Source organism: Amycolatopsis xylanica (genome assembly GCF_900107045.1).
Classification (GTDB): domain Bacteria; phylum Actinomycetota; class Actinomycetes; order Mycobacteriales; family Pseudonocardiaceae; genus Amycolatopsis; species Amycolatopsis xylanica.
In genome coordinates, this window is the sequence record NZ_FNON01000001.1 from 1,479,348 (window position 1) to 1,500,717 (window position 21,370).

General features: G+C 72.0%; 16 protein-coding genes. 5 read left to right on the plus strand and 11 right to left on the minus strand.

Annotated elements, in window-relative coordinates:
- Positions 1-6: 6 nt before the first annotated feature.
- Positions 7-972, plus strand: coding sequence for an aldo/keto reductase (locus tag BLV57_RS06520; RefSeq protein WP_091287592.1), 966 nt, complete (start codon positions 7-9; stop codon positions 970-972).
- A 92-nt stretch (positions 973-1,064) separates the two neighbouring features.
- Here BLV57_RS06520 and BLV57_RS06525 read toward each other — a convergent pair whose 3' ends face one another.
- Genes BLV57_RS06525 through BLV57_RS06535 form a run of 3 tightly spaced genes read right to left on the minus strand, consistent with a single transcriptional unit; the run spans position 1,065 to position 3,782 of the window.
- Entirely contained in the window at positions 1,065-2,261 is a 1,197-nt protein-coding gene (locus BLV57_RS06525; protein WP_091287593.1) for a nucleotide disphospho-sugar-binding domain-containing protein, read from the minus strand.
- A 22-nt stretch (positions 2,262-2,283) separates the two neighbouring features.
- Positions 2,284-3,318: a methyltransferase gene (locus tag BLV57_RS06530; protein ID WP_091287594.1), complete on the minus strand. Its 1,035-nt coding sequence runs from the start codon at positions 3,316-3,318 to the stop codon at positions 2,284-2,286.
- 26 nt (positions 3,319-3,344) lie between these two features.
- The gene (locus BLV57_RS06535) at positions 3,345-3,782 is read right to left on the minus strand and encodes a nuclear transport factor 2 family protein (protein WP_091287595.1); all 438 of its coding nucleotides are present in this window, start codon (positions 3,780-3,782) and stop codon (positions 3,345-3,347) included.
- A gap of 157 nt (positions 3,783-3,939) precedes the next feature.
- Between BLV57_RS06535 and BLV57_RS06540 the strand changes: the two genes are divergently transcribed.
- The 3 genes from BLV57_RS06540 to BLV57_RS06550 are packed head-to-tail and all read left to right on the plus strand — an operon-like array spanning position 3,940 to position 6,882.
- Positions 3,940-4,722, plus strand: coding sequence for an SDR family NAD(P)-dependent oxidoreductase (locus BLV57_RS06540; protein ID WP_091287596.1), 783 nt, complete (start codon positions 3,940-3,942; stop codon positions 4,720-4,722).
- Between the two features lie 35 nt (positions 4,723-4,757).
- A complete protein-coding gene (locus tag BLV57_RS06545) occupies positions 4,758-5,708 on the plus strand; it encodes an aromatase/cyclase (protein ID WP_091287597.1) in 951 nt (316 codons plus the stop codon).
- Positions 5,709-5,739: 31 nt separating this feature from the next.
- The gene (locus BLV57_RS06550; protein ID WP_091287598.1) at positions 5,740-6,882 is read left to right on the plus strand and encodes a nucleotide disphospho-sugar-binding domain-containing protein; all 1,143 of its coding nucleotides are present in this window, start codon (positions 5,740-5,742) and stop codon (positions 6,880-6,882) included.
- Between the two features lie 52 nt (positions 6,883-6,934).
- On the opposite strand, the gene BLV57_RS06555 is transcribed toward BLV57_RS06550, so the two are convergent.
- The 3 genes from BLV57_RS06555 to BLV57_RS06565 are packed head-to-tail and all read right to left on the minus strand — an operon-like array spanning position 6,935 to position 10,267.
- Positions 6,935-7,900, minus strand: coding sequence for an acyltransferase domain-containing protein (locus BLV57_RS06555; RefSeq protein WP_091287599.1), 966 nt, complete (start codon positions 7,898-7,900; stop codon positions 6,935-6,937).
- Positions 7,893-8,678, minus strand: coding sequence for a cyclase family protein (locus tag BLV57_RS06560; protein WP_091287600.1), 786 nt, complete (start codon positions 8,676-8,678; stop codon positions 7,893-7,895). Before BLV57_RS06560 ends, BLV57_RS06555 begins: the two co-directional genes overlap by 8 nt.
- On the minus strand, positions 8,678-10,267 hold the full coding sequence (locus BLV57_RS06565) for an FAD-dependent oxidoreductase (RefSeq protein ID WP_091287601.1): 1,590 nt from the start codon (positions 10,265-10,267) through the stop codon (positions 8,678-8,680). The genes BLV57_RS06560 and BLV57_RS06565 overlap by 1 nt, the downstream gene beginning before the upstream one ends.
- Before the next feature lie 195 nt (positions 10,268-10,462).
- Between BLV57_RS06565 and BLV57_RS06570 the strand changes: the two genes are divergently transcribed.
- Positions 10,463-12,061, plus strand: a complete 1,599-nt coding sequence (locus tag BLV57_RS06570; RefSeq protein WP_218134613.1) for a class I adenylate-forming enzyme family protein — start codon at positions 10,463-10,465, stop codon at positions 12,059-12,061.
- A 42-nt stretch (positions 12,062-12,103) separates the two neighbouring features.
- On the opposite strand, the gene BLV57_RS06575 is transcribed toward BLV57_RS06570, so the two are convergent.
- From BLV57_RS06575 to BLV57_RS06595, 5 genes are read right to left on the minus strand one after another with little or no spacing between them, the layout of a single operon-like run.
- Positions 12,104-13,132 (minus strand): ketoacyl-ACP synthase III family protein, encoded by a 1,029-nt coding sequence (locus BLV57_RS06575; protein ID WP_091287603.1) that lies wholly within the window; start codon positions 13,130-13,132, stop codon positions 12,104-12,106.
- Between the two features lie 3 nt (positions 13,133-13,135).
- Positions 13,136-18,262, minus strand: a complete 5,127-nt coding sequence (locus tag BLV57_RS06580; protein WP_218134614.1) for a type I polyketide synthase — start codon at positions 18,260-18,262, stop codon at positions 13,136-13,138.
- A 10-nt stretch (positions 18,263-18,272) separates the two neighbouring features.
- Entirely contained in the window at positions 18,273-18,524 is a 252-nt protein-coding gene (locus BLV57_RS06585; RefSeq protein WP_091287604.1) for an acyl carrier protein, read from the minus strand.
- Between the two features lie 12 nt (positions 18,525-18,536).
- Positions 18,537-19,892 carry an NAD(P)/FAD-dependent oxidoreductase gene (locus BLV57_RS06590; protein WP_176968509.1) on the minus strand — a complete coding sequence of 452 codons (1,356 nt, stop codon included), beginning with the start codon at positions 19,890-19,892 and terminating at the stop codon, positions 18,537-18,539.
- An 11-nt stretch (positions 19,893-19,903) separates the two neighbouring features.
- Positions 19,904-21,304 carry a cation:proton antiporter domain-containing protein gene (locus tag BLV57_RS06595; protein WP_245757178.1) on the minus strand — a complete coding sequence of 467 codons (1,401 nt, stop codon included), beginning with the start codon at positions 21,302-21,304 and terminating at the stop codon, positions 19,904-19,906.
- Between the last annotated feature and the right edge of the window lie 66 nt (positions 21,305-21,370).

Sequence of the window (21,370 nt, forward strand, 5' to 3'; positions counted from 1 at the left end):
GCCGCCATGGACTACCGGAAACTGGGCGAACTCGAAGTGTCCGCCGTCGGGCTTGGCTGCCTCGGCATGTCCGGCGGCTACGGCGCCGCATCGGCCGACGACTGTGTCGCGACCATCCGAAAAGGACTCGAGCTGGGCTTGACCTTGCTGGACACCGCGGACTTCTACGGTGCGGGCGCGAACGAGGAGCTCGTCGGCCGCGCGGTGTCCGGACGCCGGGCCGACGTCGTGCTCGCGACCCGAGGGGGCCTGCGGTCGGCCGAGCCGGGCGGCCCACCGGTCATCACCGACGGCCGCCCCGCCTACCTGCGCGAGGCCTGCGACGCCTCACTGCGACGGCTCGGCGTCGACCACATCGACCTCTACTACCTGGGCAGGCCCGACCCGGACGTGCCGATCGAGGAGAGCGTCGGCGGCCTGGCGTCGCTCGTGGCCGACGGCAAGATCGGCCACATCGGACTGTCCGAGGTGTCCGCGGACCAACTGCGCCGCGGCCACGCCGAGCATCCGATCACGGCGCTGGAGAGCGAATATTCGTTGTGGGAACGCCATGTCGAGGCGGAGATCCTGCCGGCGGCAGCCTCGCTCGGAGTCGGCCTGGTCGCGCATACGCCGCTGGGCAAGGGAATGCTCTCCGGCGAACTCCGCGCCGTCGAGTTCGCGCCGGGTGACTTCCGGCGCAACCATCCACGGTTCGACACCGCCAACTTCGCCCACAACCACGCGCTGATCGAGACCGCGCGCGCCGCGTTCCCCAGCGATGTTCCTTTCGCGACACTCGCACTGGCCTGGCTGCTGAGCCGAGGGCCCGGCGTCGTGCCGATCCCGGGTACCCGCCGCATCGCGCACCTGACGTCGAACCTCGCGGCGGCGGACCTCGCGCTCGACGCCGCCACGGTGGACCGGCTCAGCGCGCTCGTGCCGCCCTCGGCCGTTCGCGGCTCGCGAGCCCGGGCCCCGCGCCCCACCTGACCCGCCCTCACTCGCCTGGGGTCGTGAGTGTTTAGACCGGTTAGAACCGGCCGTACCACTCACGACCCCCCTAGCCGGGGATAAAGCGGGCTTTATCCCCGGGTGCGGACCAGTGCTTCGAGGGTGGGGACGAGTTCGTCCGGGCCGGGCAGGGTGGCCATCTCGGCCGCCATCGCGGCGGCGTTCTCGCGGTAGCGCGGGTCTTCGAGCAGGGCGCGGATCGGGGCGACGAGCGAGGAGGGGTCCTCCACGACCGTGTCGTACGGCACGGACAGGCCGACGCCGGTTTCGACGACGCGTTCCGCGCATCCGACCGGTGCCGCGTGCGGCTGGGGAAGGACCAGCTGGGGAATGCCGTAAGCGCAGGCGGTCAGCGCAGTGCCGGCGCCACCATGGTTGATCACCAGGTCACACTCACCCACGAACAAATTCAACGGAGTCGGCTCCACCACCCGAAAACACCGCGGCAACACACCCAACCCCTCCACCGCACCCACACCCAACGGCAACACCACCTCAACCCCACCCACACCAGCCACCGCCGCCGAAACCCCCTCAACCACACCCCGCACAAACTCCGGCAACAACGTCTGACCACCCAACAAACCCAACGCCACCACCACCCGAGGACCCCGCCGCTCACCAAACCACAACGGCACCTCACCAACCCCATTGAACGGCACAAAACGAACCGACTCCGCCACCGGCAAACCACTAAAACGCAAACCCGGCGGACACGAATCCACCACCAAATCCGGCACCGGCAAACCACCCAAACCCAAACCACCACACACCTCAGCCAACGCCACCGAAGCATGCTCAAAAATCAACGGCCCCAACATATCCGGACCCCACCGGTGATACACCACCGGAACACCCAACACCCCACCAGCAATCAACCCATTATGATCCGTCTCACACACCACCAAATCCGCACCCCACCCCCGCGCAAAATCCACAAACAAATGATTCAGATCGGTGACCAGCATCGGCCACAGCCTGCTCATCTGCGCCCAGGGGCGGCGCGCGGCGAGTTCGTGCGCGGTCAGCGGCACCTCGGGCGGCGCTTCGCCTGCCCCGTCGGCCGCCATATGACCGGGCTTCACATGGGAACTGAACCCGCCGTCGGTGCCGATCCGGTGGGTCGACAGCCCCGCCGCCTGCGCGGCGGCGACGATATCCCCCATCCCGGCCACGACCACCTCATGGCCGGCGGCCCGCAACGCCCACGCCAGCGGGACCATCATCGTGAAGTGGCTGGGCACGAACGCGGTGAACATGACTCGCATGTCGCTCACTTCCGCCGGCGCGCTAGGAACGCGGGATGGTGCTCTCGAACAGGTGCAGGTAGGAGTTGACCGCGCGGCACTCGCCGACGACGAGGCCCGCCTTCTCCATCAGCGCGACCAGCCCGTCCTTGGTGTGCTTGCGGCCGCCGACGTTGAGCAGCAGCAACAGGTCCATGGCGGTGGTGAACTTCAGCTCGGGGCTGCCGTCGATCAGGTTCTCCAGCACGACCACCCGGCTGCCTGGCCGCCCGGCGGCGGCGACCGTCCGCAGGATCTCGACGGTGCGCTCGTCGTCCATCTCGAGGATGTTCTTCAGCAGGTAGACGTCGGCGTCGCCGGGGACGGAGCGGCGGCAGTCGCCACCGACCAGGCGCACGCGGCCGCCGAATGCGCCGCCCTCGCGCAGGCGGGGATCCGCGCCCGCGACGACCTCCGGCAGGTCGAACAGGATGCCGCGCAGCGACGGATGGCGCTCCAGCAGGGTGGCCAGCACCCGGCCCTGCCCGCCCGCGATGTCGGCGACCGTGGTGACCCCGCCGAGGTCGAGCGCGTCCGCGATGGCCCGCGCCGAGAGCAGGCTCGACTGGGTCATCGCCTTGTCGAACACCTCGGCCGATTCGGGGACGCCGTCGTGCAGGTAGTCGAAGAACTGCTTGCCGTGCAAGCCTTCGAACACGCCCTTGCCGGTGCGGACGGCCTCCTCGAGCCGGGGCAGCACCTCCCACGACCACGGCTCGGTCGCCCACAGCGCGTTGTACTTCAGGCCGCGCGGCGCGTCTTCCCTCAGCAGCCGTGACATCGTGGTGTGCGCGAACCGGCCGTCCGGCTCCTCGGCGAACACCCCGTAGCTGCTCAGCGCGCGCAGCAGCCTGGCCAGCGCGTCGGCGTCGGCGTCCACTTCGGACGCCAGCGCCGCCGCCGTCGCCGGCGTGTCGCCCAGCGCGTCGGGCACGCCGAGCCGCGCGGCGGCGCGGATCGCCGCCGCGCACACGGCGCTGTGCGCGAGTTCCCGCATCCGCAGCACCGCTTCCGGGACCACTGTCTCCGTGTTCTCCATCGTCTCGTCCTTCCCTGTCCGCCCGGTCACTTCGGCAGATCGTCGCGGTAGACCTGCCGATGCCGCACCAGCCAGCGGCCGCCGGTTTTGACCAGCACGTCGTCGCAGGTGCAGCTGAGCCGGACCTCGGCCTGCCCGCCAGCCGGGGTGGCGAGGATGAGCGCGTAGGTGTGCGCGAGGTAGGTGCCGTCACCCGCGTCGTCCACGTGCAGCATGCCGAGCCAGTGGCGGCGCTGGATCCCTTGTGCGGCAAGGGAATCCGCCATCTCGCGGGACTTGCGCTCGATCACCGCGCGGCCGCGCTGCGGCTCCGGGTGGGCGTTCGCCGCGAAGACGCCGTCCTCGGTGAACGTCTCCGCCCACCGCGTGACGTCGCCGCTGTCCAGGTAGCTCATCTGGCGGCTGTAGAAGTGCTGGATCTCCAGGTACGTCGACGTGTCCGCCTCGGTGATCGCTCTGGTCATCTGCTCCGGGTCCTTTCGCCGGGGAAAGCCGCGACAGACCGTGGCACCGGCGGCTCGAATCGCGGTGGAGCGCGGCGGCCGGGTCTCGACCGGTGGTCCGCCGATACTCGAGCGCCCGGTCCCAGGCTCGGCTCGCAGATCGCCGAAAGGACAACGCATGACACAGCAATCGGGCGTGGCACTGGTCACCGGCGGGACCAGCGGTATCGGGCTCGCCGTCGTGAAGAAGCTCGCCGCGCGGGGCCTGCGCGTCTTCCTGTGCGCCAGGACCGCGGAAAACGTGACGTCCACGGTGAAGGAGTTGCGCGAGCAAGGCCTCGACGTCGCGGGCGCGCCCGCGGACGTCCGCTCGGCCGAGTCGGTGCGCGAGCTGGTCACCGCGGCGGTGGACACGTTCGGGCCGCTCACCGTGCTGGTGAACAACGCCGGGCGCGGTGGTGGCGGGGTGACCGCGAAGATCACCGACGAGCTCTGGTACGACATGATCGACACCAACCTCAACAGCGTCTTCCTGCTCACCAGGGCGGCGCTGACCACCGGCGGGCTCGGCGACGCCGACCGCGGCCGGATCATCAACATCGCCTCGACCGGCGGGAAGCAGGGCGTGCCGCTCGGCGCGCCGTACTCCGCGGCGAAGGCGGGGGTCATCGGGTTCACCAAGGCGCTGGCCAAGGAGCTGGCGCGCACCGGGGTCACGGTCAACGCCGTGTGCCCCGGCTACGTCGAGACGCCGATGGCCGTCGGGGTGCGCCGCCGGTACGCCGAGACCTGGGACACGACCGAGGAGGACGTGCTCGCCCAGTTCAACGAGAAGATCCCGCTCGGCCGGTACAGCACGCCGTCGGAGGTCGCCGGTCTCGTCGACTACCTGACCACGGCCGACGCCGACTCGATCACCGCGCAGGCGCTCAACGTCTGCGGCGGACTGGGCATTTACTGATCTTCCCGTCACTACCAGCGAAGGATGGCGGCGTGATGGCCGAAACCGAACTCCAGCACACCCGGCACGAGATCAGCATCGACGCGCCCGCCGAGACGGTGTACCGGGTGATCGCCGACGCGACCGCCTGGCCGCAGCACCTGGCGCCGACGATCCACGTCGAGCGCACCGGGCTGCCCGCGGGCGAAGAGCGGCTGCGGATCTGGGCCGACGCGAACGGCGAGGTGAAGAACTGGACGTCACGGCGGGTGCTGCACCCCCACGAGCACCGGATCGAGTTCCGCCAGGAGGTGTCGACCGCGCCGGTGGCCTCGATGGCTGGCGAGTGGACCGTGCGGCCGGTCTCCGGCGGCTGCGTGCTGGCACTGACCCATGAGTTCACCGCGGTCGACGCCGCCGGTCTCGACTGGGTCGCGAGCGCGACGGATCGCAACAGTCACAAGGAACTCGCGAACATCAAGGCGCTCGCCGAGAACTGGGACCACGCCGGGGAACTGCTCTTCTCCTTCGAGGACTCGGTCACCATGGACTGCCGCGCCGAGGACGTCTACGCGTTCCTCGATCGCGCCGACCGGTGGCCCGCCCTGCTGCCCCATGTGGCCAGGCTCGACCTGCGCGAGGACGTCGAGCACATCCAGCGGATGACCATGGACACCACGGCGAAGGACGGCTCAGTGCACACGACCGAGTCGGTGCGGGTCTGCTTTCCCGACGCGCACCGGATCGTCTACAAGCAGCTCGTGCCGCCGTCGCTGATGGCCGTGCACACCGGGGAATGGACCGTGCGTGAACTCGGCGGCGGCCGGGTACTCGTGACCTCGCGGCACGTGGTCGCGGTCAACGAGGCCGCCGTCGAGCGGGTGCTCGGCGCCGGCCGGACCGTCGCGGACGCGCGGAAGTTCATCACCGAGGCGGCGGGCGGCAACAGCCTGGCGACGCTCACCCTGGCCAAGCGGCATCTCGAAGCGGCGACGGACAAGGTCTGACCGTCACCACGACAGCAGAAGGAACCCACTCATGCGAGTACTCTTCGCCTCCTCCCCCGCGCTCGGGCACGCCTTCCCGATGGTTCCGCTGGCCTGGGCGCTGCGGGCGTCCGGCCACGACGTCCTGTTCGCCACCTCCGCCGGTGGCCTGCAGGTCCAGCGCGCGGGCCTGCCGGTGGCCGACCTGACGCCGCCGGGATTCGACCTCGACGCCGCGCTCGAGCAGCTCAAGCAGGTGCGGCCGGACCTGTACGCCCGCATGCACGCGGTGCAGACCGAGCGGCAGACCGACGTCCGCGACGCCGTCGACTACTTCGGCGAGACCGCCGGGTTCGACACCCCGGCGCTGCTGGAGGTGGCAGGCGGCTGGCGGCCGGACCTGATCGTCGGCTCGTTCCTCGACGGCGCGGGGCTCGCCGTCGCGGCCAAGCTCGGGCTGCCCTACGTCCGGCACAACGCCGACCTCGGCCGCACCACCGGGATCGACGAGCTGTTCCGCCATCACATGGCCCCGGTGTTCGACCAGCTCGGCATCGACGGCCTGCCCGCGCGCCGGGTCACGCTCGACGTGGCGCCGCCGAGCGCGGTGGAGGTGGCCGAGGACGAATGGCCGATGCGCTGTGTGCCCTACAACGGCTCCGGGGTGCTGCCGGACTGGCTGCTGCCCACCGGTGACCGGCCGAGGGTCGCGGTCACCCTGGGCTCGATCGTGCCCGGGTACGAGGGGCTCGGCAAGGCGGCCGAGATCATCGGCGCGGCCGCCGAGGTCGACGCGGACTTCGTGGTCGCGCTCGGCGAAGCCGACGCGGCGGAGCTGGGCACCACGCCCGCGAACGTCCGGATCGCGGGCTGGGTCCCGCTGACCGCGCTGCTCCCGACCTGTCAGGCGATCGTGCACCACGGCGGTGGCGGCACCACGATGAGCGCGCTCTCGGCCGGTGTCCCGCAGCTGGTGGTGACCGGCGGCGCCGGCCGCAACGTCAACGCGCTGGCGCTGGCCGCCCGCGGCGCCGCGCTGGTGCCGGACGACGGCGTCGTCACCACCGCGCTGATCCGGCAGGCACTCGAGGACGAGACACTGCGCAAGACCGCGCTCGACATCGCGGCCGAGATGGCCACGATGCCCAGCCCGAACGAGGTCGCCGGGCGGCTCGTCACGTTCGCCACGCGCTGACCACAGCCCCAGGGTCGTGAGTGTTCCGGCCGGTTCTAACCGGCCGGAACACTCACGACCCTCGTGCGTCGGTCAGGACGGTACGGGCGGTGAGCACGGCGGCCCGGTCGGCGTCCGGGGTCCCGGCACGGGACGGCAGCAGCGGGAGCACCGAGCTGCGCCCGGCGCGCACGGCGGGATGGCGACGGGCCAGTTTGGACAGTTCCTGTCCCGCGCCGCATTCCACCAGCACGAACTCGCCGTCGCCCAGCATACTGTCCAATGTGGACCAGAAGTGCACCGGCGCGACCGGCTGGGTGGCCCAGAACGCGGCATCCGCCACCTCGGCCGGGCCGAGCGGGGCTCCGGTGTATCCCGAGTAGACAGTCAGCCGCGGGGTTCTCCTTGGCCCGACCGCGCTCTCCGCGCCTTCGAACGCCGGTGCCAGCGCCGCGCTGTGGAACGCGCACAGCGACGGAACGGGCCGGAAGGCGAGCCCCGCCGCGGTCAGTGCGGCCGCCACGGCGGCCAAGGGTTCCCGCGCGCCCGCGAGCACCGTGTGCCGCGGCGCGTTGACCGCGCCGACCGTCACGCCGTCACCGAGGAACGGCGCCAGCTCGGCGGCGGACGCGGCGACCGCGAGCATGCCGCCCGGCGGCGCGGCCGCGGCCCTGGCGACCCGGTCCAGCACGAGCGCCACGGCGTCGGGCAGTCGGAAGACGCCGGCGAGCGTGGCCGCCGCTAGTTCGCCGACGCTGTGCCCGAGCAGCGCGGCCGGGCGGACACCCCAGCTGCACACCAGCCTGCCCAGCGCGTGGCCGACCGCGAACAGCAGCGGCTGCGACCAGGCGGCGTCGTCGATCGAGAGGCGCGGGGCCGGGGACAGCCAGTCCTCGCGCAACCGGTCACCGGGCGGGCCCAGCGCGGCGAACACCTCGTCCATCGCCTCGGCGAACACCCGCTCGCCCGGATAGAGCCCGGCCGCCATGCGGATCCGCTGGGAACCCTGGCCCGGCAGCAGCAGCGCGACCTCAGCCATCAGCGGGGTCTTCGACGATGGCGACCGCCCTCGCCCAGCCCGCGCCCGCCCCCGCGATCTTGACCGGCAGGCAGGACACGGTGAACCCGGTGGCCGAAGGCAGCGCGTCCAGGTTCGCGAGCCGCTCGATCTGGCTGTACTCGCGCTCGCGGCCCGCGAAATGCGCGGGCCACAGCACGCCGCGATCCCCGGTGCGGTGGAACCGCTCGATCATCCAGCCGAACGGCGCGTCGAGGCTGAACGCGTCCGTGCCGATCACCACGACCCCCAGGTCCAGCAACAGGTTCGTGGCCGCGGCGTCGAGCCCGGTGAAGTCGGTGAAGTACTTCGGCGTGCCGGCCAGCACGTCGGCGCCGGTGCGCAGCAGCACGATGTCGAACGGGCGCGGCGTGTGGCCGATCCGCTCGAACTCGCGCAGCAGCTTGTCCGGCCCGGTCGCGCCGACCGGCTGATCGGTCAGGTCGAGCACGACGCCGGGCCGCAGGAACCAGTCGAGCGGCATCTCGTCGATGTGCCGGGGCCTGCCGTACGCCGCGTGCGACCCGTAGTGCGACGGGGCGTCCACATGCGTTCCGGTGTGCGAGGTGAGGGTGAGGGTGTCGAGCGACAGCATCTCCCCGCCGGGCAGCTCGGCCGGGTCGAACGCGATGCCGTGGTTCGCGAGCATGCCGTCGGCCATGTGCCGCGCGCCCTCGGCTGGCGAGAGCACCTCGTGCACCACCGGGTTCGGCTCCCACACCGACGCGTCGATGGGGACGGACAGGTCGATCAGCCGCATCACGCCACCGCCCGGTCGATCAAATGCAGCCTGCCGAGTGTCGCGGTGAGCTCGCCGAGCGGGCCCTTCGCCGCGAGGTAACCGTCAGGGCGGATCAGCGCGTACTGGCCGTCCTGCAGCCCGAGTTCCGCCCGCAGCGTGCCGCCGGGATCCGCGAGCGCGCCGGGGCCCCGGTCGCCGAGCGCCGACACCGACCGCACCGAAACCGCTTGGCCGTAGCCACGGCCGACCGTCTCGAGCAGCTCGTCTTCCGCACAGGCGAGCAGTGTCCAGCGCGGATCGGTGAACTCGGCGCACATCGCGCGCCAGCCCGCGCTGGTCCGCTCGGTCTCACCGTCGCAGCCGACCCGGTCGCCCGGCGCGATCGCTCCGGGCGCGCCGGAGGGCACGGTCAGCTGACTGTCCACATAGTTCAGTGCCAGCCCGGACATGACCTTCTGCACCTTGCCCTCGACGCGCCGCTTCACCCCGCCCAGTCCATTGAGGAGGGTGGTGCCGACCGGCAGCAGCGCGCTGACGGCCGCCTCCCGCAGCGCCACCAGCCGGGTCGCGGTCTTGGTCGAGCCGAGCAGCGCCTCGCCGATCGGCACCCGCTCCGCGCTGTAGCTGTCGAGCAGCGCCTCGTCGGCGTGCCCCCTGATCACGTCCGCGAGTTTCCATGCCAGGTTGTGCGCGTCCTGCACCCCGGTGTTCATGCCCTGGCCGGAGGCCGGGCTGTGGACATGCGCCGCGTCGCCCGCGACGAAGCAGCGGCCAACCCGCATCCGCTCGACCATCCGCTGCCGGATGGTGAACACCGAGACCCAGCTCGGCGTGCGCACGGTGGCCGGTTTTCCCAGCCCTGCCGTGATCTTCGCGGCGAAGCGGGCGGCGATCGCGTCCGGATCGTCCGCGCCGTCGACGTCGACGGTGTCCAGCAGCCGCCATTTGCCCGGCGCGGGGAACGGGACCAGCATGATCGTGCCCTGGCCGGTGTGCATCCAGTGCAGGCTGTCGCGCGGCAGGTCGGCGTCGACGATCGCGTCGGCGATCAGCCAAGTCTCCGAGGACTCGCCGGCCAGCCGCAGGCCGAGCCGGTCACGGACGACGCTGTGCGCGCCGTCCGCGCCGATCAGCCAGGGCACGGAAAGCTCCTCCGCGGTCCCGTCGGCATGTCGCAGCCGGACGTCGGCCCGGTCGGCGTGGCCGCTCAGGTCCTCCAGCGCGACACCCCATTCCACCTCGACGCCGGATTTCGCCAGCCTGGCGCGGAGAATCTCCTCGGTGATCACCTGATCGACCTGGAGGGTGAACGGGAATCGCGTCGGCAGCGCGGAGAAGTTGGTGCCGAGCCTGGTCAGCGCCCGGCCGAGCCGGTGCACGGTGAACCCGTCGACCCGCTGGCCGCGCTCGAGCACCTCGTCGAGCAGGCCCATCTGGTGGTAGACCTCGAGCGCGCGGGCGTGCGTCGCGGTGGCCCGGCTGGTGACCGCTGGGCCGTCCGCGCGGTCGATCACCCTGACCTCGATGTCGCGCCGCAGCAGCTCGTGCGCGGCGGTGAGGCCGACCGGTCCGGCGCCGACCACGAGCACCGCTGGGGAGCCGTCCATGAGAATTCCCTTCCATGCCACCGCGAGTGATCCCGCACGGCATGCTTTCCCGGCACGCTCGACGCTCGCCGGACCCGTGCTGGAGCGCCGCGTCGACCGTCGCTCCAAGCAGGCTCAAGACAGCGCTGAGCGCGACGGGGCAGCCTCATCGCCGGACCGGGCTGTTTCCGGCGAGCGCAGGAAGGATCGGCGACGATGACAATGAGCGTGTCCGACACCGAGGCAGGCCGGATCTGGTCGGGCCCGCCGCTGGCGACGATCTCCGGGCTGCTCGGCGGGCCACGGGTGGACGACCTGCTCACCAGGGCCGCCGAGCGGGTGCCGGGCAAGGCCGCGCTGGTCACCGCGGACCGCGGCCTCACCTACGCCGAACTCGACGCCGAGGTGAGCCGCTGCGCGTCGGCCTTCGCCGCGCTCGCGGGCGGGCCGGGCGCGGTGATCGCCATCCCGGCGGTGCTCGACCCGGTGTTCGCGGTCGCCTACTTCGGCGCCGCGCGTGCCGGGCTGGTCAGTGCCGTGGTGAACCCGCTGCTGACCGAGCAGCGGATGCTGCACGTGCTGGCCGTCGCCGACGCGCGGGTCGCGGTGATCGCACCGGAGATGTACCCGCGGTTCGCCGCGATCGCGGATCGCCTGCCCGCGCTGAAGACCGTGGTGCTGACCGAACGCGCGCCCGGTCTCCCGCCGGAGGCGGCCTCGTTGCCGACGCTGGGCGAGCTGCTCGACGCGGCTCCCGCGTTCGCGGCGGCGCCGCGGTCACCGGACGAGCAGGATCTCGTGTCCTGCCTGCAGTTCACCAGCGGCACCACCGGCGCGGCGAAGGCCGTGCGGCTGAGCCATCGCAATCTCACCGTCAACGCCGCGCAGACCGCGGTGGCGCACCGGCTCGACGAGACCTCCGTCCTGTTCACCTACCTGCCCACGTTCCACCTGATGCACCTGACCATCGGCGTCCAGGCGATGGCCACGCACGTGCTGTGGACCGGCGAGGACATCGCGGGCTCGGTCGAGGCGGCGGAGGCGTACCGCGCGACGCACTACTACAGCCTGCCGATGCGGCTGGCCAGGCTCGCCGCCGATCCCCGCCTCGCCGAGCTCGCGCCGCCCCGGCTGCGTGCGATCCTTTCCGGCGGCTCCGCGCTGTCGCCGTCGGTGAACCTGGTGCTGTCACAGCAGTTCGGCGTCCCGGTGGCGCAGGGCTACGGCCTGGCCGAGAACTCGCCGTCCACCCATCTGTCCGATTGGGACAAACCGAAACCCGGCTCGTCGGGGCTGCTGGTCGCCGGCGCGCAGAGCCGGATCGTCGACATCGACACCCGCGCCGCGCTGCCGACCGGGGCCAAGGGCGAGATCCAGCTCCGCGGCCCCCAGCTGATGGTGGGCTATCTCGGCAGGGACATCGGCAACGACGTCGACGCCGACGGCTGGTTCTCCACCGGCGACGTCGGCTTCTACGACGAGGACGGCGACCTGTTCGTCGTCGACCGCATCAAGGACACGTTCAAGTGCGACAACTGGCTGGTGTCCCCGACCGAGATCGAGCGGGTACTGCTGCGCCACCCGGCCGTCGCGGACGGCGTGGTGGTCGACGTCCCCGACGAGTTCAGCGGCGCCGTGGCCCACGCGCTGGTCGTCGCCGCCTCCCCGGACGCCGACGCGGCCGCGATCGCCGCCGCCGTCAACGCGGATCTGCCCTACTACGAACAGATCCGCCGGATCGTGCTGGTCGACGCCATCGAACGGTCGGCGACCGGCAAGGTCGTCCGCCGCGACCTCCGCCACCACTTCGCCTAGCGCCCTGGCCCGGGATAAAGCGGGCTTTATCCCGGGCCAGGGTCACGACCAGGACGGATGGCCGGTGATCTCGAGCACGACGCAGGTCCAGTTGAAGCCGCCGCCGATGCCGAGCAGCAGCACCCGGTCACCCGGCGCGAGCGCACCGGCCTCGGTCAGATAGGTGAGACCGGCGAACTGGTCGGCCGCGCCGAGGTGGCCGATGTGCGCCGCCCAGGACCAGGTCGTGCGGGCGAGGTCGATGCCGAGCACGCCGAGGCATTCGCGGTGCAGCAGCTCGCGCCCGAAGTGCGGCACGACGCAGTGCCGGGCGTCGGCCACCGACACGCCCGCTTCCTCGGTCGCGCGGGCCACGGCCGACTTCAGCCCGGTCGCCATCCTGGCGGAGACCTCGTCGAACCCGATGTCGTACGACGAGTCCAGGGTGCGGGCGCGGAAGTCGATCGGATAGCCGCCGGTGTCGGGCGCCGCGGTGAACGGCAAGCTGCCTCGGTGCAGCACCTCGAGGTCCGGGTCGGACACGGTGACCGCCGAGAGCACCCTGGCGAACCCGCCGTCGCGGGAGAGCACGGCGGCACTCGCGCCGTCCGCGAAGACCAGGCCCCAGCTCGAGCGCCACCGATCCCACGCCGGCTCGGCGAACCGGTCGGCCGAGGTGATGATGGCCGCGTCCAGTCCCGAGGCGGCCAAGTAGGCGCCCGCCAGCTCGACGCTCGCGATGGCGCCGTTGGACAGCTGCCGGATCTCGAACGAGATGCCCGCGCCGCCGAGTACCCGTTTTTGCAGATAGGCCGCGGAGTTCCAGCCTTCGAGTCCATTGTGGCCGGTCACGGCGTGCAGCAGCAGCGCGACCTCGTCCGGCCGCCTGCCGGACCGCTCCAGCGCGACCCGGCCTGCCAGCGCCGCCATCTCCGGCTGGGTTTCGCCGTCACCCGCGACGGCCACCGCCAGCTGACCGCTGCCCGCTTGCTCCTCGGCGTCGTAGCGGCCGTCGGCGACCGCCTCGTCCACGTCCACGGTCTTCGGCAGATACGAGCCGACGCCCGCGATGAACAACTCGTCGAAACGCATGCTTCAGTCCTCCGGCAGCAGATCACTGAGATAGCCCGCGACCTCGGCCACGGTGGGCAGTTTCCACAGCAGGGTCGCGGGCAGGCCGAGGCCGAACCGGGTCTCCAGGCGCCGCCGGATCGACAGCGTCATCACCGAATCCAGGCCCAGCGCGGTCAGCGGCCGCCGGGCGTCGAGCTCCGCCACCGGCAGCCGCATCTCGGCGGCGATCTGCGCGGTGATCTCCTCGACCAGCCGTGCCAGCCGCTCCTCGCCGGTGAGCCCGGCCAGCACGCCGGTCCCGTCGTCCTCGGTGTCCACTTCGGACCGCAGCTCGGTCAGCACCGGCGGCCGCCGGTGCGGCGCGTCCGTCGTGCCGAACACCGCCACCTGGCCGACGCGGTGACGTGACGCGTCGAGCCAGGCCCGGAACGCCTCGTCCGCCGAAATGTCCGTCACCGCCGCGTGCCGCAGCTCGGCGTCGACCACCTCGCTGACCGCCATGCCCATGCCACGCCACGACGTCCAGCACAGGCTGAGCGCGTCGGCGTGCCCGGCGGCCGCGCGCCGGTTGGCGACCGCGTCGAGGAACGCGTTCGCCGACGCGTAGGCCGCTTGCCCCGGCAGTCCGAGGAACTGGCCGAACGACGAGAACAACGCGAAGAAGTCGACGCTGCCCGGCGGGAAGAGCCGGTCCAGCACCAGCGCGCCCCGCGCCTTCGGCCGCAGCACGGCGGCCAGCGAGTCGTAGTCCAGTTCGTCGAGCATCCGGTCGTCGAGCACGCCTGCCGCGTGGACGACACCGCGGATCGGCGGCAGGCCCAGCGCGTCCGGGTCCGCCAGCATCCGCGCCGCCCGCTCGTCGGCGACGTCGAGCGCCAGCGTCCGCACAGTCACGCCGCGGTCCTCCAGCACGCGCAGCGCCTGGACGCGCGGGTCGGCCGAACCCGGCCACTCGGCCCGCGGCGGCACCGGGGTCCGCGCGGTCAGCACCAGGCGCCGCGCGCCGCGGTCGGCCAGCCACGCCGCGACCCGCAGTCCCAGCACCCCGAGGCCGCCGGTGATCAGGTAGGTCGCGTCGGGACGGCAGCGCAGCGCGGGCCGCTCCGGGTCGCCGTCGAGCGGCACCAGGCGCGCGGCTTCGACGACGCCTTCGCGGGGCGCGAACACGTCCGCCTCCCCCGTCCCGCCGAGCACCTCGGCGAGCCCGGCGGCCCCGGCGTCCGGCAGGTCGACGATCCCGCCCCAGAAGCCGGGATATTGGCCGCCGATGACCCTGCCGAGTCCCCACAGCACCGAGTGGGTCACCCCGGCGCCTTCGCGGACGCCCTTCGTCACGGCCCACAGCCGGGGTGGTTTGCGCAGGTCGCGCCCGGCCAGCAGCTGCGCGACGCGGGTGAGGGTCCACGCCGCTTCGGCGGCCGCGGCGGTGATCGCGCCCGGCGCCGCGTCCGCCGGTTCCGCGGCGGGGACGACGGCGATGGCGTCACGGTCGTCCAGCTCCCCCAGCAGGTTCGCCAGCTCGACGATCTCGGTCAGGTGCAAGCATTCGACACCGGTAAATCCTTCGGTGAGGCCGTCGTCCGCGCCGAAAACGACGAGCCTGCGCAACGGCCGGGCCTGCCTGGTCACCGGCGACCAGGTCAGCCGGTGGACCAGACCTTGCCGGTCGACACCGGTCTCCGCGCCGCCGTCGAGCGTCCGATACCGCAACCCGGCGAGCACGCCGGCGACCCGGCCTTCGTCGTCGAGCACCTGGACATCCACCACGCCATCGCCGCACACGCTGATCCGCAGCACCGGCGCGGCCGGTGGCCTGGCCGCGAAACTCACCCGGTCCACCCGGTCCGCGATGCGCAGCACCGGTTCGCCGCCGAACACCAGCGGCGCGGCGGACAACGCCGCGTCTACCACACCGGCCCAGGCCTGCTCGGCCGTCTCGCCGTCCGGGCGCACCGTGGCCAGCAGCTCGCCGTCGCCGGTGCGCACCTCGGTCACCGTCCAGCCGAATCCGGCGCTCGCGATCCCCGCCGCGACGAGCGATTCCAGCACCACACCGGGCTCACGCCGGACGCCGCACCGTTCGCGCGCCGCCGCGATGTCCACAATGGACTCCTCGGCGGCGGTGCCCGACGTCGCCGTCGCATGGGTCTGCCAGTGGTCCTCTTCGGCGCCGAGCGGCCGCGACGCGATGGTGACCACCTCGTCCTGGCGCAGCACCTGCACCTCGCGCGCCGGGCTCACCGCCAGCGGCGCCAGCAGCCGGACACCGCTCAGCGCGCGCCCGTCCACCGCCGCGGACAGCGTGTTGAGCAGCGCGGCGGCTGGCACGATCTCCACGCCCTGCACCGGATGCCTGCCGGGGTACGGGCGGCTCGCGTCGTCGAGCCGGGTCTGCCAGATCCGCGGCGCGCCCGGCACGGCGACCGTCACCGGCGCGCCGAGCAGCCCGGCCGACGCGGGGTCGTGCCACCGCGCCGCCGCACCCGGGTGCTCGGCGTCCGGGCCCGCCCGCCAGTAGCGGCGGTGCCGCCACGCGACCCGGGGCAGCGTGATCAGCTCACCCGGCGCCGGCGGGACGGCCTCGCCGCCGTGGCAGTGCAGCTCGGCGAGTGAGGTCAGCAGCGTCGCCAGCTCCGGACGGCCACGGCGCAGCGACCCGGTGACGTACGCGTCGCCGGCCCCGAGTTCGGCCAGTGTCTCGCCGATCGAATGACTGACCACCGGGTGCGGTGAGACCTCCAGGAAGAACCGGTGACCATCGGCCACCGCGGCCTCGATCGCGGTGGCCAGCCGGACCGGTTCGCGCAGGTTCAGCGCCCAGTATCCGGCGTCACGCGGAGCATCCGCCCGCGGATCCGCCAGCGCGGTCGAGTAGAGCGGGATCGACGGCGCCGCCGGGGTCAGGCCGGCCAGGTCGGCCTGCAGACCGGCCAGCAGCGGCTCCATCTGCGGACTGTGGAACGCGACGTCGGAGGCCACCGGCCGGACCGCGACACCGTCGGCGCCGCAGCGGGCGGTGAACGCCGCGACGGCGTCCGGCGTGCCGCTGACCACGGTCGACACCGGCGACGACTCGATGGCCGCCACCACCTCGGACTGCCCGGCCAGCAACGCTTCCACCTCGGCGAACGGCAGCGCGGCCATCGCCATCGCCCCGCCACCGGCCGCCGCGCGCAGCCGCGCCGACCGGCGGCAGATCAGCCGCGCGCCCTGCTCCAGGTCGAGCACGCCGGCGACGACCGCGGCCGCCACTTCGCCGACCGAATGCCCGAGCACCGCGGCCGGGCGCGAGCCGAGCCGCCGCCAGACCGCCGCGAGTCCACAGTGGACGGCGAAGAGCAACGACTGGATCCGGTCCACCCCGCCGAGCTCGCCGTCCAGCAGCGCCTCGCGGGCGGAGAAGCCGGCCTCCTGCCGGAAGATCGGGTCGATCGTGTCGATCACCCCGGCGAAGTCCGGGTCGCCGAGCAGCAGTTCGCGGGCCATGCCGCTCCACTGTGACCCGTGCCCGGAGAACACCCAGACCACGGGCTCCGGCACGCCGGGCGGCGCCGTGCCGGTGCTGATCCCTGCCGAAGGCTGGTCGGTGGCGAGCTTGCGCAGCTCGTACCGCAGTGACGCGGAATCGTGCGCCACGACCGCCGCCCGCGACGGCAGCCGCGCGCGCCGGTTCCACAGCGTGTGCCGGAGGTCCGCCAGCACCTCGGGCGTGCTGTCCCTGCCGACGAACTCGGCGAGCCTGCCCGCGTACTCGCGCACCGCCGCCTCGGTCCGCCCCGACAGCGGGAACACCTGCGGCGCCGCGGATTCCGGCCGGGTCGCCACCGGGCGCCGGGCCGGAGCCTGCTCGAGCACGACATGGCCGACGGTGCCGCCGTAACCGAACGCCGAGACCCCGGCCCGCCGAGGTCCCGCATGCTCCGGCCACGGCGTCGGTTCGGTGACCAGCCGCAGACCCGTTGTCTCCCAAGGGATCTCCGGGTTCGGCGCGCTGATCCCGGCGCCTGCCTGCGGCGGGATCATCCCGTGGCCGAGAGCCAGCACGGCCTTGATCACGCCGGCGATCCCGGCACCCGCTTCGAGATGACCGATGTTGCCTTTGACGGAGCCGATCAGGCAGGGGTCGCCCGGCCGCCTGCCCGCGCCGTACACCTCGCCGAGCGCCGCCGCCTCGACCGGGTCACCGGCAGGCGTGCCGGTCCCGTGCGCCTCCACGTAGGCGACTGACCCGGCGTCGACGCCGCCCTGCCGCAGCGCCAGCCGCGCCACCTGGGCCTGCGCGGCGCCGTTGGGCGCCATGATGCCCCTGGTCCGGCCGTCCTGGTTGACCGCGCTGCCGCGGATCACCGCGAGAATCCGGTCGCCGTCCGCCTCGGCGTCGGAAAGCCGCTTCAGCACGACGATCCCGGCGCCCTCACCGCGGCCGTAGCCGTCGGCCTCGGCGTCGAACGGCCGCGACCGGCCCTGCGCGGAGGTCGCGCCCGCCTCGTCGAGCACCTTCGACAGGCCTGGCCCAGCGATCACGTTGACGCCACCGGCCAGCGCGACCGCGCACTCGCCGTCGCGCAGGCCTGCGCAGGCCAGGTGCAGCGCGACGAGCGAGGACGAGCACGCGGTGTCGACGCTGAAACTCGGACCGCGCAGGTCGAGGGTGTAGGAGATCCGGTTGGCCACCGCGCACTGCGCGGCGCCGATCCCGGTCCACGCCTCGATCCTCGGCAGGTCTTCGAGCAGCTGCCTGCCGTAGTCGTCGGACCCGACGCCCACGTACACGGCCGCGTCGGACCCGGCCAGCGTGTGCGGGTCGATCCCGGCGTGCTCCAGCGACTCCCAGCCCAGTTCGAGCATGATCCGCTGCTGCGGGTCCATCAGCTCGGCCTCGCGCGGGGTGATCCCGAAGAAGTCCGCGTCGAACCCGGCCGCGTCGGCGAGGAACCCGCCACGCCGGGTCACCCCGCGCAGCGCGTTCGCCGTCTCCTGGTCACGCCTGGCATAGGCGGCCCAGCGCTCCGGCGGGACCTCGCCGATCGCGTCCTTGCCCGCCATCAGGAATTCCCACAGATCGTCCGGGGTGTCGATGCCGCCGGGCAGCCTGCAGGCCATGCCGATGACGGCGATCGGCGGCGCCGGGCGCTGGCTCGGATTCACGGGTACTCCCTCAGGCCGTCGGGGTGCGCAGCGAGGTCACCAGCGCGGCGAGCCTGCCCAGGTTCTCGAAATTGTCACGCTTGAGCCCTGCCAGCGGGATCCGCACGCCGAACTCCTCGTGCACATAGGCGACGATCCGCGCGGTGTCGACGGATTTGAGCAGTCCGGACGAGACCAGCGCAGTCTCCGGGCGCACTTCCGTCGCCGGGAACAGTTCCGCCCGCGCGTATTCGGTCAGTTTCTCGAGCACTTCTGACGACATGGTTCTCCGATTTCAGAAAAGGGCCAGCGCGGAGGACGACGCCTTCAGGTCGCCGAGCCGGTGATGCCACAGGTGATCGGGATCTTGCTCGACCGCGGCCACGAGTTCCTTCATCGCGGTGAGCGCTTCGGGTTCTTCGGCGTCGTAGACGTCACCCTGCAGCAGCCGGATGACGTCCAGCCGGTAGCGCGGGTCGTCGATGAACGCGGTGAACAGCACGTTCAGCCGGTAGTACATGGAAATGAAGTCGTACCACATGCGCACTCCGCGCCGGAGCGTCGAGACGTAGCCGTCGAACCGTTCCCTGCGGAAATCGCCAGCCGCGTGCGCGGCGATGATGTCCTTGGCCGCCAGCCGCGCGCTGTTCATCGCGACGCTGACACCGCTGGAGAAAATGGGGTCGACGAAGCGCGCCGCGTCCCCGATCAGCACCATCCCGTCGGCCGCGATCTGCCGCATTCCGTAGCTGTAGTCGCCCTCTGTCTTGAAAGGACGGATCCGTTCGGAGTTCTTCAGCGCGTCGAGCAGTTCGGGGCGGCTGGAAACGGTCTTCCAGAAGAATCCCTCGAGGTCTTCCCTGGCTTCCTTGAATCTCGACTTCTGCGTCACCACACCGACCGAGGTGATCGTGTCGGTGATCGGGATCTGCCACACCCAGGTGTTCTCGAGCGGCAGGAAATGCACGTGGATGTAGTCCGCGTCCTCCGGGCGGCGCGCCACCAGCCCGCGGTCCAGTCCCTCGAACCAGGTGTGCACGGCGTACTGGTCGAACACCGGGTCGGGCACCTTCAGCTTGAGCTGGGTGCCCAGTGTGGTGCCGCGGCCGCTGGCGTCCACCACCATGCGCACGCCGACACCGGCCCGCTGCCCGCCGAGCTTCACCCGCAGCACCGGCCGGTCCGGATCGTCGAAGTCCACTCCGGTCACCCGGGTGCCCTGGAACACCTTCGCGCCCAGTTCCTCCGCGTGCTTGAGCAGGATCTGGTCGAACCGCCCTCGGTCGACGTGGTAGGTGTACGGCCGGTCGACACCGGCCTGATCCCGTTCCTCATAAGCGATTTCGGCGACTCCCCAGCCGTGCGAGCTGGCCTGGAAGCCGGTCGGGCTGTCGCGCCGGTCGTCGGCGGAGGTCCACGCGGCGCCGTACTTGCGCGGGAACCCGGCGGTGTCGATCTTCTCCAGCACGCCGATCTCCCGCATCACCGGCATCGTCGCGGGCACCAGTGACTCGCCGACGTGTTCACGCGGGAAGACCGCGCCTTCGAACACCGCCACGCTCAGCCCGGCCTTCGCCAGATAGGAGGCGATCGTCGCACCGGCGGGCCCGCCGCCGATCACGCCGATGTCGAAATCCACGTCCTTGGACACAGGTTCTCCTCTCAGCCGGCGGTGGCCCGCCGGTCTTGCCCGCGACGGCGCAGCCGGTCGGCCAGCGTCAGCGCGGGAGCGGTCATCACGGTGGACACCAAGGTCATGAGCACGAGCATCGCGAACACGGTCGGCGTGATCACGTGCAGCCGGAGGCCGATGGTGAGCACCACCAGCTCGGTCAGTCCCCGGCAGTTCATCAGCGCGCCGACCGAGAACGACTCGAGCCAGCCCATGCCGCCGAGCCGCGCGGCCAGCAGGCTGCCGCCCCATTTCGTCACGATCGCGACCACGGTCAGCAGCGCGCACCAGGCCCACAGCGTCCAGTCGGAGCCGAGCAGCCCGAAGTCCGTGCTGAGTCCGGTGTAGACGAAGAACAGCGGCAGCAGCAGCGCCGAGGTCAGCCCGTGCATCTCGCCGGTGACGCGCCGCACGACCAGCGCGCCGCGCGGGGTGATCACGCCGAACAGGAAAGCGCCGAAGATCGGGTGGATGCCGATCTCGTTGGTCGCCAGCGCGGCCAGCACCAGCCCGGCCAGCAAGGCCGGGAGCAGCACGGCGCCGGACGGCTCGCGGGCCACCAGCCACCGCAGCAGCGGGCGGACGAGCATGGTCATCACCAGGAAGAACACCGCGGCCAGCAGCACCGTCCAGCCGATGGCCGCGAGCGAGGTCCCGTTCGCGATGGCGACCACGAGCACCAGCAGGCACCACGCGGTGACATCGGTGATCGCCGCGCAGCCGAGCGAGAACGCCGCGATCGGCCGGTCCATCATGCGGCGGTCGACCAGGATCCTGGCCATCACCGGGAAAGCCGTGACGCTCAGCGAGACCGCCAGGAAGAGACTGAACGCGAGCCGGTTCGCCGTGCCGCCGAGCGGTCCGTACATGCCGAGCGCCAGCGCGGTGCCCGCCAGGAACGGCAGCAGGATGCCGGCGTGGCTGACCAGCACGACCGTGTCCGAGCGCCGCCGGATGAGCGCCGCGTCGACCTCGTAGCCGATCAGGAACATGAACAGCACCAGCCCGACCTGCGCCAGTACGTTGATCGTCGAGGTGAGCGAGGCCGGGAAGAGCCAGGCGAACCCGCTCGGCCACACCCAGCCGAGGAACGACGGTCCGAGCAGGACACCGGCGAAGATCTCGCCGATCACCGCGGGCTGCCAGAGCCGTTTCGCCACCACGGTGAGCAGACGGCAGGCCAGGAACACCACCGGCAGCACGAACAGCAGCTTCCCGAACAGGTCGGCCGAGCCCGGCTGCCGCTGCCCGCCCGCGGTGTCGAAACCGCCGCCGGTGCGCAGCAGCACGACGGCGAGCACCGCGGGGACGACCACCATCAGCGCGTACGGCAGCGCGAACCGGGTGAAGCGGGCGGCCGCGCGCGGCTCGGCCGATTCGGTCGTGGTCATCTGCACTTCCCTCCTCGCGGACCGGCTCACTGTGCTGGCGTGGATTCGAGAACCGGTCGAAACCCG

What these genes read in the sequence shown, in the direction of transcription:
- BLV57_RS06535 (WP_091287595.1), bottom strand. Translation starts at nt 3,782, where the DNA reads ATGACCAGAGCGATCACCGAGGCGGACACGTCGACGTACCTGGAGATC.
- BLV57_RS06545 (WP_091287597.1), top strand. Translation starts at nt 4,758, where the DNA reads ATGGCCGAAACCGAACTCCAGCACACCCGGCACGAGATCAGCATCGAC.
- BLV57_RS06575 (WP_091287603.1), bottom strand. Translation starts at nt 13,132, where the DNA reads ATGCGTTTCGACGAGTTGTTCATCGCGGGCGTCGGCTCGTATCTGCCG.
- BLV57_RS06525 (WP_091287593.1), bottom strand. Translation starts at nt 2,261, where the DNA reads ATGCGAGTCATGTTCACCGCGTTCGTGCCCAGCCACTTCACGATGATG.
- BLV57_RS06540 (WP_091287596.1), top strand. Translation starts at nt 3,940, where the DNA reads ATGACACAGCAATCGGGCGTGGCACTGGTCACCGGCGGGACCAGCGGT.
- BLV57_RS06585 (WP_091287604.1), bottom strand. Translation starts at nt 18,524, where the DNA reads ATGTCGTCAGAAGTGCTCGAGAAACTGACCGAATACGCGCGGGCGGAA.
- BLV57_RS06565 (WP_091287601.1), bottom strand. Translation starts at nt 10,267, where the DNA reads ATGGACGGCTCCCCAGCGGTGCTCGTGGTCGGCGCCGGACCGGTCGGC.
- BLV57_RS06570 (WP_218134613.1), top strand. Translation starts at nt 10,463, where the DNA reads ATGACAATGAGCGTGTCCGACACCGAGGCAGGCCGGATCTGGTCGGGC.
- BLV57_RS06530 (WP_091287594.1), bottom strand. Translation starts at nt 3,318, where the DNA reads ATGGAGAACACGGAGACAGTGGTCCCGGAAGCGGTGCTGCGGATGCGG.
- BLV57_RS06550 (WP_091287598.1), top strand. Translation starts at nt 5,740, where the DNA reads ATGCGAGTACTCTTCGCCTCCTCCCCCGCGCTCGGGCACGCCTTCCCG.
- BLV57_RS06555 (WP_091287599.1), bottom strand. Translation starts at nt 7,900, where the DNA reads ATGGCTGAGGTCGCGCTGCTGCTGCCGGGCCAGGGTTCCCAGCGGATC.
- BLV57_RS06595 (WP_245757178.1), bottom strand. Translation starts at nt 21,304, where the DNA reads ATGACCACGACCGAATCGGCCGAGCCGCGCGCGGCCGCCCGCTTCACC.
- BLV57_RS06560 (WP_091287600.1), bottom strand. Translation starts at nt 8,678, where the DNA reads ATGCGGCTGATCGACCTGTCCGTCCCCATCGACGCGTCGGTGTGGGAG.
- BLV57_RS06520 (WP_091287592.1), top strand. Translation starts at nt 7, where the DNA reads ATGGACTACCGGAAACTGGGCGAACTCGAAGTGTCCGCCGTCGGGCTT.